The sequence below is a fragment of the Microbacterium sp. NPDC080220 genome, assembly GCF_040686395.1.
GTDB lineage: Bacteria > Actinomycetota > Actinomycetes > Actinomycetales > Microbacteriaceae > Microbacterium > Microbacterium gawkjiense.
This window is the reverse complement of the sequence record NZ_JBFBOP010000006.1, coordinates 186606-201604: the sequence shown is the minus strand read 5'-3', so window position 1 is coordinate 201604 and position 14999 is coordinate 186606. Positions and strand designations below refer to the sequence as shown.

Below are 14999 nucleotides of genomic sequence, written 5' to 3'. Positions count from 1 at the left end.
GCCTGGCCAGGGGCGATGGTCCCGGATGGGGACCGGTGCGCGGCAGCCGGCTCATCGGCGGCCCGTTCCGGCGCGGTGGGCCTTCTCCATCAGAGCCAGCAGCCCGAGGGTGTCGTCCTTGATCTGGGTGCGACCGACGACGGCCCAGTTGCGGGCGAGGTGATCGCGGAGGTAGTCGAGGATGTGCTCGAGGGGGACGGTGTGCCAGGAGCGGGACAGATTGGGGCGGGCGGTGTTGCCGAACGCGACCGTGCGGATCAGGTGGCCCTCCGGGGCGAGGACCTGCCCGGCCGTCAGCAGCTCCTGGACGAGCGCGGGCGCGTCGGCGGGGGTGCAGCAGCCGAACCGGGCGAACGCGGCCTCCAGCACCGCGGGGTCGCGCATCGCGGGGTTCAGCTTCGGGGCGCCCTCCTTGACCTCGCCGACGATCATGTCCGGCGCCCCGGGGCGGGCGCCGAGGGCCGGGTCGGGGTCGTCGCCGCGGATGTGGTGCAGTCGGATCGCGAGGATGTCCAGGTCGGTGACGGTGCGCGGCCCGTCCGGACCGGTCGCGTCCAGCACCGGGTACTCGGCGACGGTGAAGTACCCGTTCACCCGCAGGTAGGCCTGCACCAGCCCGACCGCTGTATCCATCCCGCGCCCCCTTTCCCTGCCGTCGTGGGTCAGGCGGCGTTGGCGTAGCGGGCGGGGTCGGCGTCAAACAGCGGCCCGCACTCGGGGCAGCAGAACCAGTACCGGGTGCCTTCGTAGTCGCGGAACAGGCCGCGCTTCTCGGCCCATGCCGGGTCGACCTGGTTGCCGGGCATGACCGGGCAGGTGACGAGGTTGGTGGCTCCGGCCGGGGGCTCGTGGTGATGATGCTCGTGGGACCCGTGATCGTGCGCGGCGGCGTCGTGGCCGGTGTGGTCGCGGTCGTGCGTCATGGCGGTCTCCTTGCGTGGGTGTCAGGCGTGGACGGGGGTGGTGTCGCGGCGGGGCGTCGGGACGGTGGGCGTCGGGGCGGGCAGGTGGCGGAAGCGGCGCAGTCGGAGGCTGTTGGTGACCACGAACACGCTGCTGAACGCCATCGCGGCGGCGGCAAGGATGGGGTTGAGCAGGGCGAGCATCGCGACCGGGATCGCGGCGACGTTGTACGCGAACGCCCAGAACAGGTTGCCCTTGATGGTGCCCAGGGTGCGGCGGGCGAGCCGGATCGCGTCCGGGACCAGGAGCAGGTCGCCGGAGACGATGGTCAGGTCCGCGGCGGTGATGGCCGCGTCGGTGCCGGTGCCCATCGCGATGCCGAGGTCCGCTTGGGCGAGGGCGGCGGCGTCGTTCACGCCGTCGCCCACCATCGCGACCACCCGGCCGGATGCCTGCAGCTCCCGGATGGTGTCGAGCTTGCCCTGCGGGGTGACTCCGGCGCGGACGTCGTCGATGCCGGCGTCGTCGGCGATGGTGCGGGCGGCGCCGGGGTTGTCGCCGGTGAGCAGGATCGGGGTCAGCCCGAGTTGCCGCAGCCGGGCGATCGCCTCACTGCTGGTGGGCTTGATGGTGTCGGCGACGCTGATCGCGCCGCGCGCCTGCCCGTCCCACGCCACCACGGTCACGGTCGCGCCCGCGGCCTCGTCGGCCGCGATCGTCCCGGCGAGATCGTCGGGGATCGCGATCGCCCATTGCCCGGTGATCCAGGTGGCGCGGCCGGCGGCGACCATGCGGCCGTCGACGATGCCCTGCACGCCCTGCCCTGACTCGGCGGCGAACGACTCCACCGCATCCACCGGGCCATCCGCGGCGGCGGTGATCGCGCGGCCGATGGGGTGCTCAGAGCCGTGCTCGAGCGCCGCGGCGACCCGGATCAGCTCGGCTCGGTCGGCGCCGGGTGCGGGGTGGACGCCGGTGACGGTCATGGTGCCGGCCGTGATGGTGCCGGTCTTGTCGAGGACGACGGTGTCGATGCGGCGGGTCTGCTCCAGCACCTGGGGTCCGCGGATGAGGATGCCCAGCTGGGCGCCGCGGCCGGTGCCGACCAGCAGAGCGGTCGGCGTCGCCAGCCCCAGCGCGCACGGGCAGGCGATGATCAGGGTGGTCACCGCGGCGGTGAAGGCGACCTCCAAGGGCGCCCCCGCGATCAGCCACCCGGCGAACGCGGCCAGGGCGAGGACAATGACGATGGGGACGAAGACGGCCGACACCCGGTCGGCGAGGCGCTGCACCTGGGCCTTGCCGGTCTGCGCCTCCTCGACCAGCCGCGCCATCCGGGCCAGCTCGGTGTCGGCGCCGACGCGGGTGATCTGCACGAGCAGGCGCCCGCCGGTGTTCACAGTCGCGCCGATCACGCGGGAGCCGGGGGCGACTTCGACCGGCACGGACTCGCCGGTCAGCATCGACTCGTCCACCGCGGACATTCCCTCGGTGACGAGGCCGTCGGCGGGGATCTTCTCACCCGGCCGCACGACCACGACGTCACCCGGAACGAGCTGTGCGACGGGGACGCGCTGCTCAGTGCCTTCGCGGAGGATCACTGCGTCCTTGGCGCCGAGCTCCAGCAGGGCGCGCAGGGCCTCGCCGGACTGCCGCTTGGCACGAACCTCGAGGTAGCGGCCGAGGAGGATGAACACGGTCACCAGCGCGGCGACCTCCAGGTACACCTCGTGGCCACCGGCCTGCGGGGTGCCGACGAAGGTGACGCTCATCCGCATTCCCGGCATCCCCGCACCGCCGAAGAACAGCGCGTACAGCGACCAGCCGAACGCGGCCAGCACCCCGACGCTGATCAGAGTGTCCATCGTCGCCGCCCCGTGCCGGGCATTGATCGCCGCGGCGCGGTGGAACGGCCACGCCCCCCACACCACCACCGGCGCGGCCAGGGTGAGCGTGAGCCACTGCCAGTAGGTGAACTGCAGGGCGGGGATCATCGACAGCACCGCGACCGGCACCGCCAGCACCGCCGAGACGATCAGCCGCTGCCGCAGCGACGCCAGCTCATCGTCCCGCGGGATGGTCTGCTCAGCCGTGTCGGGCACAGGCGGGGCTGGGAGGCTCGCTCCGTACCCCGCCTGCTCGACCGCCGCGATCAGCTCCTCCACCGGCACCGGGGCCTCCGAGTGCACGCGGGCCTTCTCGGTGGCGAAGTTGACCGTCGCCTTCACCCCGGGCAGCTTGTTCAGCTTCCGCTCGACCCGCGTCGCGCACGACGCGCAGGTCATCCCGGTGATGTCGAGATCGACGTCCAGCGTGCTCATGAGGCTGCGGCGAGGCTGTACCCGGCCTCCTCGACCGCCTCCCGCACTCGCTCCGCGTCCACCGGGGCGGTGCTGGACACGGTCACCGTGGACACGCCGCCGGCGTGCAGGTCGACCTCGACGCCGGAGACCCCGTCGATCGCGGAGACCTCCTCGGTGACACTGCGCACGCAGTGCGAGCACGTCATCCCCTCCACCAGGAATTGCGCCGACACCTCGCCCGATGCCGGTTGCGCCGTCGCGGAGGCGGTGGTGTTGGCCGTGGCGGCGTGGGAGGTGGGGGCGCAACAGGCGCAGCCACCGCCGTTCGTCGCCTGCAGGCCGAGGTCCTGGAATCCTTGTCCGGTCATGTTGTGCTCCTTTCGTGAGCGTGTCGATGCGTGTGGTGTGAACGTTCTAGGAGCGGACCAGCCGCGCGATCGCGGCGTTCGCCTCGCGGAGCTTCTCCTCCGCGACCGGGCCGCCCTGCGCGGTCGCCTGCGCGACGCAATGCCCGAGATGGTCCTCCAGCAGCGTCAGCGCGACCGACTCCAGCGCCTTCGTCGCCGCCGAGACCTGGGTCAGGATGTCGATGCAGTACACGTCCTCGTCGACCATCCGCGCGATCCCGCGCACCTGCCCCTCCGCCCGACGCAACCGCGCCAGCAGCGCCTGCTTGTCATCCACGTATCCGTGTGCCATCTCAGCCACCTCCGACGTCGATCGTATACCCTCTAGCGGTATAAGGTACTTCGTGAAGAGGATATTCCCGGAGCGGGCAGAGCGAAAGGGCGAACGTGACCAACTGGTACGTCATCACCGGCGGGCCCAGCTCGGGCAAGACCACCACCGTGAACCTGCTGCGGGACCGCGGCTACACCACCACCATCGAGCATGCCCGGCACTATCTCGACCTGCAGCGCATCGCCGGCCGCACCGTCGAGGAGGTCCGGGCGAAGCAGCGGCAGTTCCAGCGCGGCGTCCTGGACATGCAGCTCGCGGAGGAAGCTGCCCTCGACCCGGACGCCACCGTGTTCCTCGACCGGGCCGTCCCCGACTCCCTCGCCTACTACCGCTTCCTCGATCTCGAGCCCGACCCCGCCCTGCTCACCGCGCTCGAGCACGTCGACTACCGCACGACGTTCATCCTCGACCTGCTGCCCCTGGCCGCGGACTACGCCCGCACCGAGGACACCGCCGCCCAGCAGCGCATCCACGAACTGCTGACCCAGGTGTACGAAGCGCTGCCCTTGCCGGTCGTGCGGGTTCCGGTCCTCAGCGCCGAGGAGCGGGTGCAGTTCATCCTGGACCGGCTCTGACCGCTCTCGCCCGATCGGGATGTCCTGTGCAACGCTTGGGGCCCAGGGCACATCTCACCGGCACAGGTCCAGGCGAGAACGGACTACAGCATGCGCTCTCACCTCGACGAGGCGTCTCTCGCGCTGGATGAGGCCGGCTACTCGCTCGTCACCACGACGCCGCGCCCGGGCGGGCAGGCCCGGCCGCTGTGGGAGACCCTCCGTCCGGACGTTGTGATGGGCATGGCGCCGTTCACTCGAGAACAGCTCGCCGAGATCCGTGGCAGCGGTGTGCAGCAGATCATTCCGCCAGTACCCGCAGGCGAGGATGGCGCTGTCGGGGATCTCGGATTCGCGGACGGGCCACGCCTGCAGGTCAACCACCTCCTCGAGCGAGGATGTCGACAGCTCGCCTTCGCAGCGTCCCCTGATCCCCGCGTCGCGGACCTCGTCGCACAGCGGCGCGAACTCGCGCGGAAGATACTGTCGAACCAGGCCGGCTCCGGGTTCGTTGCTGATGCCACCTTCAGCGAGATGAACGCGCTGGAACTGCTGCGCGAATGGATAGACCAAGGCGTCGACGGCGTGGTGGCCTACAACGACGACATCGCCGCACTCCTCCTGGGCGCCGCGCTCCGGTCAGACATCGCCGTTCCCGAACAGCTGGCGATCGTCGTCCACGACGACACCCCGCTCGCGCGTCTCCTCGTCCCCGCACTATCGACAGTGCGCGTCGACAATGCGGGCCTCGGCCGATTCCTCGCCGAACTTGCTCTGAGCGCCGCGACCGGATCCGCTCCGCCGCACGCCGGCCCAGAGACCGACGCGCACCTCGTCGTACGCGAGACCACCTAGAGATACTCAAGAGGGATAGCAGGACTATCGGCCTCGCCCCCGCGCGGCGTTCGACTGTGCATCCCGTTCCGGGTACTGCCCGGCAGCGGTGCCTCGTCGTGAACCTGGATCCCTAGACGCGCAGTGCCGGCAAGTGGGGGCCGTGGGTGCGGGCCGAAGCGGCCGTAGCGGATACTACGTTGCTCTCACGAGGTCTCGAGCCAACCTCCGCGCCTCGTGCAGAGTCCAGGTGGCGTCCTCACGCGAAACTCGTTCGAACCACCCGTGCGCCGCATCGTTGCGATAGGTCAGGATTCTCTCGATCGTGCGAAGTTACCCCACCGCGATGAGGTAATAGTGCCGCGTGGCGTGGCGTGGCGCGGCGTGGCGTGGCGTGGCGTGGCCGGCTCGTCGTTCGCGACGTAGGCGCGGTCACCGTGTGATCCTTCGAGAAGTCTCCTACCTCCACTCGAAAGGCATCATCACGATGACCGCTCCTCATATTGTCGACCCTGCGAGCGTGCTCGCTGAAGCCTTGACCGACGCGTCGCCTGATCTGATGCGCTCCCTGTTGCAGACGATGATCAACGCGTTGCTGTCCGCGGATGCGGACGCGGTCGTCGGTGCGGAATGGGGCAAACCCTCACCCGACCGGCTCGCGCAGTGCACGGGTACCGCCACGGAGGTGACGACATCGACCGGAGTCTGACCCGGTGTGCCGGACACCAAGGGTGAGGTGATGGGTCGGGCTCCGACGTCCTCTCGTGGAGTGCTCGTTCTGCTGCGGCTGGGGGGTCAGTTGTAGGTATAGAAGCCCTCGCCGGTGGCGACGCCGAGCTTGCCGTGGTCGATGTACTCGCTCTTGAGCCAGGCCGCGAGCGTCTGATCCTTCTCTCCGCCGTGGGCGAGGATGTTGTACGGCGTAGTCAGGCCGATGATGTCGGTGATCTGGAAGGGGCCCATCGGCGCTCCCGTGCCGATCCGCCACACGTTGTCGATGTCCTTTGGTTCGGCGTATCCGCCCGCGGCGAGTGTGAACCCGGCGTTGAGGAACGGCACCAGCAGCGAGTTGAGCACATAGCCGGACTTCTCCTTGTGCACGGGAATCGGAACCATGCCGATGTCGCCTGCGAAGGCCACGACCTCGTCGAAGACGGCCGGATCGGTGTCGGCGGTGCCCATCACCTCGGCGGTATTGAACTTCCAGATCCGGTTCGCGAAGTGCAGCGCGAGGAACTTGGCGGGGCGTCCGGTGGAGTCTTTGAGGTCGCTGGGCAGGAGTGTCGACGAGTTGGTCGCGAAGATGGTCTTCTCAGGTGCGAGCTGGCCGAGCTTGCGGTAGGTGTCCTGCTTGATGGACAGCACCTCGGGGATCGCCTCGATGACCAGATCCGCGTCCGCGACCGCCTCGGCGAGGTCGGAGGAGAAGCGGACGCGGCTCAGCGCCTCGTCGGCCTTTCCCTCGGACGCTCCTGCGACTCCGTCCTCCTTGTAGGCGGTGACGAGAGCATCGAAACGCGCCTTGGCTGCCGCGATCACGTCGTCGCTGATGTCATACGCGACGACCTGGAAGCCGCTGAAGGCGGTCTGAAATGCGATCTGGCTACCGAGGACCCCTGTCCCCAGGACGGTCACATGTGTGATGTTGCTCATTGTTCTGTCTCCTTCATTTCTTCTCGCGCGGCCGATTGGGCCGCCGGGGTGTGTTGCAGCGCGCCGGTCACGATGTGGGTGACCTGACGTCTGAGGTCGTCGATCGCGTCAGCCTCGGGGATGCCGGAAGCCGTCATCCGGGCGATCGCGAGGTGAGTGACGGCGAACAGCGCCGACCCTGCGACCCGTGCCTCCCCGTCGCTGAGGGTCGGCGCGGCACGGCGCAACGTGTCAGACAGCGATGCCTCGAGCGCGAGGATCAAAGCCATGCCCTCGGCCCGGAACTTCGCCTCATGAGGGCCGAACAGCAGCTCGCGCTGGTACGCAGCACTGTTCTCCGGCTCTCGGGCAGCGGCGGCGACGAGCGGGCGCAGGCGAGTGAATACCGCATCGGCAGGATCCGCCATCAACGCCGCACGCGCGGCGCCGTCAGCTATCGACGACCGGAGTGCCTCGTTGTAGACCATGAGCAGCAACTCACTCTTCGTCGCGGCGTAGCGGAAGAGTGTGCCCGCCGCGACTCCGGCCGCCGCGGACACCTCCTGCGTCGTCACCGCGGAGAATCCCCGCGCGCGCAAGAAATCAGACGCGACGCGAAAGATCCGCTCCCGCTTGAGTCGCATGTTCTGCTCGCGGCGGGGTTCCATCTCCCCGACGCCCGAAGCTCGTCCAAGCTCTGAAGGCTGGCACAACCCGTTCACATGAATGAGCGTACTCAGTTTTTTTCAGACGGCAAGGAGGCCCCGCGCAGATGGTCGGCGAGACGTTTCGTCGTTAACGTGCACAGAGCTGTGCAAATTGCGTATGCTTGCGAGGTGCGGATGAGCTGGCGGATTTTCAGGAGGGACGTCACCCGACTGATCCGTGTCCGGAAGACATGGATCATCGTGATCGGCGTGCTGATCACTCCGGCGTTGTACGCGTGGTTCAACATCAACGCGTTCTGGGACCCGTACGCGAACACCGAGAACATCGACGTCGCGGTGGCCAATCTCGATGAGGGTGCATCCTCGGACCTCACCGGCTCGCTGAACGTGGGTGATCAGGTCCGCAAGCAGCTTGAGGAGAATGATCAGCTCGGCTGGGTCTTCATGGGCGAGCAGGAGGCCATGGAGGAGGTCAAGCGCGGCGACGTGTACGCGGCCATCGTCATCCCTGCAGACTTCAGTGAGGATCTCCTCAGCATCACCAGCGGAGAGTTCACCCAGCCGGCGCTGCAGTACTACGTCAACGAGAAGGCCAGCGCGATCGCGCCGAAGATCACTGACGTCGGCGCGTCCCAGCTCGATCGGCAGATCACGGCTGCCTTCACCGAACAAGTCGCCGAGGCCGCGACAGACGCGGTGCGGGACGCGGGGGACGACGCAGAGTCGCAGTTGCTGACGACGAAAGACAACGCGCTGAACGCCTTCGACAGCACTTCGCAGTCGCTGGCATCGGCGCGGGACAGCATCACTGACCTCCAGAATCGGATCGCCGCTTCCCGAGTGACGCTGTCCGATGCCCGCGACACGCTCACGGATGTCGATTCGACGCTGGCGGACGTTCAGAAGGCCGCCGGGGAAGCACAGTCGATCATCGCCGAAGCACAGGACCAGGTGATCGAGTTCGCCGATGCCGCGACGGCCGCGTACCTCACAGGCACGTCGCTGTTCGCGGAGGCCTCTGCCTCCGCGAACTCCTCGGTCAGTCAGGTGACGGAAGCTCTGACTTCTGCACGGCAACGGGTGGACACGGCGATCGGCGACGTCGAGACCGTCCTCGAGGCGAACGAGGCCGCGATCGCACAGGTGCAGGCTTTGCTCGATGACGCCGACCTGGATCCTGACACGGCGCAGCGTCTGTCCGGGGTGATCGAGGCACTGCAGGAGCGGAACGCTGCAGATCAGCAACTCGTCGCGGACCTGTCGCAGTTGAGCAACGGCACTTCAGACGCCGTCGAGGGGCTGCAGGCGGCTTCGGATGCCCTCGACGAGGCGGCCCAGGGTACACAGACTGCGGCATCTGATCTGCGGACGGTGCTGACCGAGAACCTTTCGGCGCTGAACAGTGCGATGGCGCGGCTGTCCTCGAGTGCGGGAGAATTTTCGGCCGCGGTTGCCTCGCAGAGACAGGTCCTCACTCAGGTCGGGGATGTGCTGCGCAGCGCGGATTCGCAGCTGGCATCCACCTCGACGGCGCTCGACAGTTTCGATGCCGACATCACGAGCATCGAGTCGAATCTGCAGGCGGCTCGTACCGATATCGAAGCGGTCGCCGCGGCGGCGGAGTGGGGTGCCCTCGGCACGATCACCGGACTGAACCCGGACGACATCGCCCGTTTCATCGCATCGCCGGTCGCTGTCGAGGAGCAGACGATGTTCCCGGTGTCCTCCTACGGGTCTGCGATGGCGGCGCTGTTCACGAACCTGTCCCTCTGGATCGGCGCGTTCGTGCTGATGGTGATCTTCAAGATCGAGGTCGATACGGAAGGCGTCGAGGGAGTCACGGTCCGAGAGGCCTACCTGGGACGCTTCGGCCTGTTCGCGCTGCTCGCCGTCGGGCAGGCGCTGGTGGTGTCGATCGGCAACCTCATCATCGGCGTGCAGACCGTGAGCGCCGTCGCCTTCGTGGGGACCGCTGTGCTGATCGCCTTGGCGTACGTGAGCATCATCTACGCGCTCTGTGTCGGTTTCGGGCACGTCGGGAGAGGTCTGTGCATCCTGCTCGTAGTCATGCAGATCCCGGGCGCGTCGGGGTTGTACCCGATCGAGCTGATGCCCGACTTCTTCCGCGCGATCTATCCGCTGCTGCCGTTCTCTTACGGCATCGACGCAATGCGGGAGACGATCGCGGGGTTCTACGGCGGCCACTACTGGCGGTTCCTCGGGACACTCGCCGTCTTCGTCGCCATCGCATTCCTCTTCGGACTGGTCCTGCGGCGCAGGCTCGCCAGCTTCCACATTCTGTTCAACCGCGAGGTGGCCGCGACCGACCTGCTGATCGGTGAGAACGTCCAGGTCGCCGGTTCGGGCTACCGGCTGAGAGAGATCATCCGCGCGCTCTCGAATCGCCGTGCATACCGGGTCGAGCTCACCCGCCGAGCGCACCCGTTCACTCACCGTTACCCCGTGCTGCTGCGGGCGACGCTGATCGTCGGACTGGCGGGACTTGCACTGGTCTCCGCGGTAGCTCTGACATTCGCGGACGCCAAGGCGCTGCTGCTGGGTATCGGAACCCTCTGGTGCCTTCTGATCATCGGATTCCTTGTCGCCATCGAGTACATCAGATGGAGCTTCGCGCAAGCCGGAGAGATCGCCGGGCTTGATGACGCCGACCTGCGTCAGGCGGTCCTCGCCGGGGGCGCGGATTCGCACGCCGCCGTCGCCTCCACGGAGTCGCGCACGGCACGCCAGTCCGTTCCCGGCGCACAGCATTTGCTCGCGGAGGACCTCAGCTCCGGTGATTCTCTCGACGAGAGTCACTCCGCTGACGTCGCTGCCACTGGTGATGCGGATGAGCACATCAGTGACGACGCGGATGATGTCGTGGCGAAGTGGTTCCAGGATGCGCCCGAAGCCGACGCGTCGCTCGAGGCTGACGACTCCGCCCAGCGGGACGTCGACACGCCCGAGACGACGAAGAAGGCGGCGAGCCGGGTCGAGCCCGCCGAAGCGGAGGAGAGCGAAGGCGTAGTTCAGCAGGAGGACGACCGCGCTGCGGGGAAGGGGGAGCAGTCGTGAGGGTCATCCTGCGGCTGGTCGCGCGAGACGTGCGTCACGCGACACGGAATGTGATGGCGTGCATCGTCATCTTCGGCCTCGTCGTCATCCCGTCACTGTTCACCTGGTTCAACGTGATCGCCAGCTGGGATCCTTTCGCGAACACCAGGAACTTGAAGGTCGCCGTCGCCAGCACCGACACCGGCTACGAAAGCGATCTGGTTCCCCTCCGGATCGACGTCGGCGAACAGGTCTTGTCCGCGCTGCGCGCCAACGATGACCTCGACTGGGTCGTCACGACGGAAGACGACGCAATCGACGGCACCAAGTCGGGTGCCTACTACGCCGCGATCGTGCTTCCGCCGTCCTTCAGTAGCGACATGATGACCTTCTACGTCGACGGTGCGGAGCACACCGACATCGCGCTCTATACCAACGAGAAGAAGAACGCCCTCGCTCCGAAGATCACCGGCCAGGGCGCCGACGGCGTGTCTGCGCAGATCTCCGAGACGTTCACCCAAACCCTCAGCGAGATCGCGCTCGGGCTGCTCTCCTCCCTCTCCGACTACCTCACCGACGACGACACCCAGGCTGCGCTCGCCCGGCTCCAGGCGCGTGTGTCCGGTCTGTCGACGCAACTGCGTGCCGGTGCGCAGACCGCCGACATGTTCTCCGCCCTCTTCGACTCCAGCATCCCCCTGGTGAACAGCGCCTCCCAACTCGTCGACGCCGCAGGAGGTGCGTTCAACGACGCCGCCGGCGCTGCCGGCAGCGGGCGCGATGCGGTCGACTCCGTCGCCTCCGCCCTGCGTAACGCCACGGGGGGAGTCTCCGACGCACTGTCTGCGACCACCAAGAGCTACAACGCGGTGGGCGATCGCATCGACGACCTCTACGCGGACATCGATCGTCTCAATGGCGACCGCGTGACGGTGCTCACCGACATCGCGGCACGAGTCCAAGATCAGATCGACCGATACAACACCATCCGCGACACCCTCGACACTGAGGTCCGGCCCACGCTCCCCGCAGCCGCGGAAGGCGCCCTCGACACCGTCATCGCCGTTCTCGATGACGCGATCGCCCGACAGCAGGCCGTCCACGATCGCCTCGCGGAAGCTGCAACGGACGTTCAGGGGGACAACGCTTCCGCTCAGGACTCCCACCAGGAGATCCTCGTCGCGATCGCCGAAGCGAAGACTGCTGTACAGAAAGCGCAGAGCGCGTACACCGACGATCTGAAGCCGCAACTGGATCTCCTGTCGTCGACGCTCTCGCGCCTCGACTCGGACGTCTCAGTCGTGCGTAGTGACCTCGCCGGCGTATCCGCCAGCTTGTCCGGTTCAGCGGACTCCGTGCTGACGGCCATCGATCGCGGCAAGACCGTCGCCAGCGGGATATCCACCTCACTGGACGAACTGGCCGACCGATTCGGCGACCTCGATCGGGCGCTCGGAACCGCAGCTGACACCGGTGATCTCAGCGAGCTCCGCGACATCATCGGAGGCGACCCCGGCGTTCTCGCCGCCTCACTGGCAGAACCCGTCCGGGTCGACCGCACGGCGGTATTCCCCGTCGCCGGCTTCGGCGCTGCCATGGCGCCCCTCTACACCATCCTCGCGCTCTGGGTCGGAGCGTTGCTGATGACAGTCACCATCCGGGTCGACGTCAACCACAACACGCTTCCTGGCGCCCCAGCACTCACGACGACCCAGAAGTACCTCGGACGATATGGCATCTTCGGACTCGTCGGCCTCGCCCAGAGCACACTCCTCACCCTCGGGCTCATCCTGTTCGTCCGCATCGAGCCAGCACACCCACTGCTCATGGTCCTCGCCGGATGGCTGACTTCCCTCGTCTTCACCCTCATCGTCTACACCGCGGTCGTCACGTTCGGCAATGCCGGAAAGGCGCTGTGCGTGCTCCTCCTCGTCATCCAGATCTCCGGATCCGGCGGCGCGTACCCTCTCCAGCTGCTGCCGGATTGGTTCCAGAGCATCAGCCCGTTCTTGCCAGCCACCTATGCGATCCAGGCCATGCGGTCGGCGATTGCCGGCGTCTACGCGGCGGACTTCTGGATCTCGCTTCTCCTCCTCGCCCTCTTCATCGTCCCGGCCTTGCTGCTCGGCCTGGTGCTGCGGCGGCCCCTGATCGCATACAACCGGGGCATGTCGGAGGCGCTTGAATCAACCAAGCTCATGTGAGTGTCCGCGAGAGGTGATCATGTCCACGCAAGAGTCTCCCGCCCGGCCGGACTCGGTTCCTACCCGCGAGCGCAGAAGTGACGCCACAACCAACCACAACGCACTTCTGCACGCTGCGCAGGCCGTGCTCGCAGAGAATCCACAGGCATCCCTCGACACCATCGCGCAAGCAGCCGGCCTGTCGCGACGGGCTCTCTACGGCCACTTCCCCGACCGGGAGACCCTGCTGAAAGAGGTCATCGCGCTCGGCGCTGAGCGGTTCAATGCGATCGCCGACGTCATCGACGACACCGACCCGCGCGTCGCTCTGGCCCGCCTCGCCGTGCGCCTTTGGCGCGAAGCTTCAGCAGTGCGCGCCGCCGCCAATATCGCCCTTAGTGAAGCCCATGTCGCAGAGACAGTCCGTTCGCTCGCGCCCCTTCGACGACGTATCCGCGAGCTCACAGATACCGGCACGGCAGCGGGGGCCTTCCGAAGAGACGTCTCGCCCGAAGTCCTCGCCATGCTCATCGAAGAGACAGCCCGAGCCACTCTGCGCCAGACTCGCCTGGACGCGGAGAGTGGTCCGTCAGCCATCGCGCGAGTCGTGCTCAGCATCGTGGGCCTGTCGTGGACCGAGCAGGCCGAGCTCATCGAGTCGAACCCCGACATCGTGGCCCAAGCATGATCGGAACCGACCGACGTGATCGTTGTGAAGGCGAGCCGGACAGCCGACGGCCTCGAGAAGTGTCAAGCGCGCGATGACTCTGCCATGGTCATCGGGTCGGTCCGCTCCATCGAGGAGATGTCGCATCATCCGCCGCGCGTCGCCCCCCGTAAGCTCTTTCGGTGGGAATCGGAGAGTGGGTCGCGCCCCGGCGCCTGGGACGTGACTTCCGCTGGCTCCTGGCGTCGTCGTGGACGAGCAACATCGGCGATGGGATCGCGCTCGCGGCATCCCCTCTGCTGATCGCCTCGATGACGGATTCGCCGGTGCTCGTGGCATCCGGCGCCGTCATGCAGTTCCTTCCGTGGCTGCTCTTCGGCCTCCACGCGGGAGCGATCGCCGACCGGGTCGACCGTCGCGTGCTGATCATGTGCGCCAACGGCGTCCGGGCTCTCGTCCTCGTGGCGCTGTGTGCGTTCTTGATCACGGGCACGGCGAGCATCTGGATTGTGCTCGCGGTGGCCTTCGTCTACGGGTGCGCCGAGGTGTTCGTCGACACCACGAGCAGCACGCTCCTGCCGATGATGATCACGAAGAAGGACCTGGGCATCGGCAACGCACGGCTCCAGGCCGGCTTCCTGGTCGCGAACCAGTTCGGCGGACCGCCGCTGGGCGCCTTCCTCTTCGCGCTCGGCTCGTTCTGGCCGTTCGCCGTGCAGGCGATCTGCGTTGCGCTCGCCGTCGTGCTCATCTCGCGCATCGCCCGCACCCGAGTCCCCGCCCGTGAGAGCGACGGAGGGCGCCCCGCCGTCCACACCGACATCGTCGAGGGGATCCGGTGGCTGTGGCGGAACCCTCCGGTGCGCACCCTCGTCATCATCATCCTCACGTTCAACATCACGTGGGCAGCCCCCTGGGGCGTGCTCGTGCTGTACGCGACCGAGCATCTTCAGATGGGGCCGGTCGGATACGGTGCGCTCACGACCGCGTCGGCCATCGGGGGCCTGCTGTCCACCGTCAGCTTCGGCTGGCTCGAGCGCCGGTTCTCGTTCGCGACCCTCATGCGCGTCTGTCTCAGCGCCGAGGTCGCGATGCACCTCGCCTTCGCCCTGACGACGTCGGGCGCCGTCGCCTTCGTCATCATGATCGCCTTCGGCGCGTACGCCTTCGTCTGGGGGACGATCTCCACGACGGTCCGCCAACGACTCGTCCCGCACGAGCTCCAGGGCCGGATCGCGTCGGTCAACATTGTGGGCGTCTTCGGCGGGCTCGTCATCGGTCAGGCGATCGGCGGGGTGATCGCCCAGTTCTGGGGGCTGACGGCGCCGTGGTGGTTCGCCTTCGCGGGTGCGGCGGTGACCCTGGTGCTCGTCTGGCGCCCCATCAGCCACATCGCTGCGGCGCGTGTCGATGACGGGACGGATGCCGCGGGCTGAGGCGCTGGGCGACCCGCGGCATCC

13 protein-coding genes and 1 pseudogene are annotated in these 14999 nt (G+C 67.6%); 7 read left to right on the top strand and 7 right to left on the bottom strand.

Annotated features, from left to right (window positions below):
- Nucleotides 1–51: 51 nt before the first annotated feature.
- Genes AB0P29_RS11240 through AB0P29_RS11220 form a run of 5 tightly spaced genes read right to left on the bottom strand, consistent with a single transcriptional unit; the run spans nt 52 to nt 3905 of the window.
- Nucleotides 52–633, bottom strand: coding sequence for a hypothetical protein (locus AB0P29_RS11240; RefSeq protein ID WP_042378563.1), 582 nt, complete (start codon nt 631–633; stop codon nt 52–54).
- A gap of 29 nt (nt 634–662) precedes the next feature.
- Nucleotides 663–923, bottom strand: coding sequence for a YHS domain-containing protein (locus tag AB0P29_RS11235; RefSeq protein WP_042378564.1), 261 nt, complete (start codon nt 921–923; stop codon nt 663–665).
- Nucleotides 924–944: 21 nt separating this feature from the next.
- Nucleotides 945–3224: a heavy metal translocating P-type ATPase gene (locus tag AB0P29_RS11230; protein ID WP_363379816.1), complete on the bottom strand. Its 2280-nt coding sequence runs from the start codon at nt 3222–3224 to the stop codon at nt 945–947.
- Nucleotides 3221–3574, bottom strand: coding sequence for a heavy-metal-associated domain-containing protein (locus AB0P29_RS11225; protein ID WP_021010665.1), 354 nt, complete (start codon nt 3572–3574; stop codon nt 3221–3223). The genes AB0P29_RS11230 and AB0P29_RS11225 overlap by 4 nt, the downstream gene beginning before the upstream one ends.
- 46 nt (nt 3575–3620) lie before the next feature.
- Complete coding sequence (locus AB0P29_RS11220; RefSeq protein ID WP_033107649.1) at nt 3621–3905, bottom strand: metal-sensitive transcriptional regulator; 285 nt, start codon at nt 3903–3905, stop codon at nt 3621–3623.
- 95 nt (nt 3906–4000) lie between these two features.
- Between AB0P29_RS11220 and AB0P29_RS11215 the strand changes: the two genes are divergently transcribed.
- The 3 genes and pseudogenes from AB0P29_RS11215 to AB0P29_RS11205 all read left to right on the top strand — a co-directional run.
- A complete protein-coding gene (locus AB0P29_RS11215; RefSeq protein WP_363379814.1) occupies nt 4001–4522 on the top strand; it encodes an ATP-binding protein in 522 nt (173 codons plus the stop codon).
- A 90-nt stretch (nt 4523–4612) separates the two neighbouring features.
- Complete coding sequence (locus AB0P29_RS11210) at nt 4613–5356, top strand: substrate-binding domain-containing protein (RefSeq protein WP_363379813.1); 744 nt, start codon at nt 4613–4615, stop codon at nt 5354–5356.
- Between the two features lie 466 nt (nt 5357–5822).
- Nucleotides 5823–5984, top strand: a pseudogene (locus AB0P29_RS11205) (IS256 family transposase); the annotation flags it as partial.
- 146 nt (nt 5985–6130) lie between these two features.
- On the opposite strand, the gene AB0P29_RS11200 reads toward AB0P29_RS11205, so the two are convergent.
- Together AB0P29_RS11200 and AB0P29_RS11195 are read right to left on the bottom strand one after the other, a co-directional pair.
- Nucleotides 6131–6988 carry a 3-hydroxyacyl-CoA dehydrogenase gene (locus AB0P29_RS11200; protein ID WP_363379811.1) on the bottom strand — a complete coding sequence of 286 codons (858 nt, stop codon included), beginning with the start codon at nt 6986–6988 and terminating at the stop codon, nt 6131–6133.
- Nucleotides 6985–7635 carry a TetR family transcriptional regulator gene (locus AB0P29_RS11195; RefSeq protein WP_363379809.1) on the bottom strand — a complete coding sequence of 217 codons (651 nt, stop codon included), beginning with the start codon at nt 7633–7635 and terminating at the stop codon, nt 6985–6987. Before AB0P29_RS11195 ends, AB0P29_RS11200 begins: the two co-directional genes overlap by 4 nt.
- 174 nt (nt 7636–7809) lie before the next feature.
- Here AB0P29_RS11195 and AB0P29_RS11190 point away from each other — a divergent pair, with 174 nt between their 5' ends.
- From AB0P29_RS11190 to AB0P29_RS11175, 4 genes are all read left to right on the top strand, one after another.
- Nucleotides 7810–10710, top strand: coding sequence for a YhgE/Pip domain-containing protein (locus AB0P29_RS11190; protein WP_363379807.1), 2901 nt, complete (start codon nt 7810–7812; stop codon nt 10708–10710).
- Nucleotides 10707–12893, top strand: coding sequence for a YhgE/Pip domain-containing protein (locus AB0P29_RS11185; RefSeq protein ID WP_363379805.1), 2187 nt, complete (start codon nt 10707–10709; stop codon nt 12891–12893). The genes AB0P29_RS11190 and AB0P29_RS11185 overlap by 4 nt, the downstream gene beginning before the upstream one ends.
- A gap of 19 nt (nt 12894–12912) precedes the next feature.
- Entirely contained in the window at nt 12913–13560 is a 648-nt protein-coding gene (locus AB0P29_RS11180) for a TetR family transcriptional regulator (RefSeq protein ID WP_311283501.1), read from the top strand.
- 161 nt (nt 13561–13721) lie between these two features.
- Entirely contained in the window at nt 13722–14975 is a 1254-nt protein-coding gene (locus AB0P29_RS11175) for an MFS transporter (RefSeq protein WP_363379804.1), read from the top strand.
- Nucleotides 14976–14999: the final 24 nt, after the last annotated feature.

Coding starts and splice junctions, on each gene's coding strand:
- AB0P29_RS11240 (WP_042378563.1), bottom strand. CDS start 633: ATGGATACAGCGGTCGGGCTGGTGCAGGCCTACCTGCGGGTGAACGGG.
- AB0P29_RS11235 (WP_042378564.1), bottom strand. CDS start 923: ATGACGCACGACCGCGACCACACCGGCCACGACGCCGCCGCGCACGAT.
- AB0P29_RS11230 (WP_363379816.1), bottom strand. CDS start 3,224: ATGAGCACGCTGGACGTCGATCTCGACATCACCGGGATGACCTGCGCG.
- AB0P29_RS11225 (WP_021010665.1), bottom strand. CDS start 3,574: ATGACCGGACAAGGATTCCAGGACCTCGGCCTGCAGGCGACGAACGGC.
- AB0P29_RS11220 (WP_033107649.1), bottom strand. CDS start 3,905: ATGGCACACGGATACGTGGATGACAAGCAGGCGCTGCTGGCGCGGTTG.
- AB0P29_RS11210 (WP_363379813.1), top strand. CDS start 4,613: ATGCGCTCTCACCTCGACGAGGCGTCTCTCGCGCTGGATGAGGCCGGC.
- AB0P29_RS11200 (WP_363379811.1), bottom strand. CDS start 6,988: ATGAGCAACATCACACATGTGACCGTCCTGGGGACAGGGGTCCTCGGT.
- AB0P29_RS11195 (WP_363379809.1), bottom strand. CDS start 7,635: ATGGAACCCCGCCGCGAGCAGAACATGCGACTCAAGCGGGAGCGGATC.
- AB0P29_RS11190 (WP_363379807.1), top strand. CDS start 7,810: ATGAGCTGGCGGATTTTCAGGAGGGACGTCACCCGACTGATCCGTGTC.
- AB0P29_RS11180 (WP_311283501.1), top strand. CDS start 12,913: ATGTCCACGCAAGAGTCTCCCGCCCGGCCGGACTCGGTTCCTACCCGC.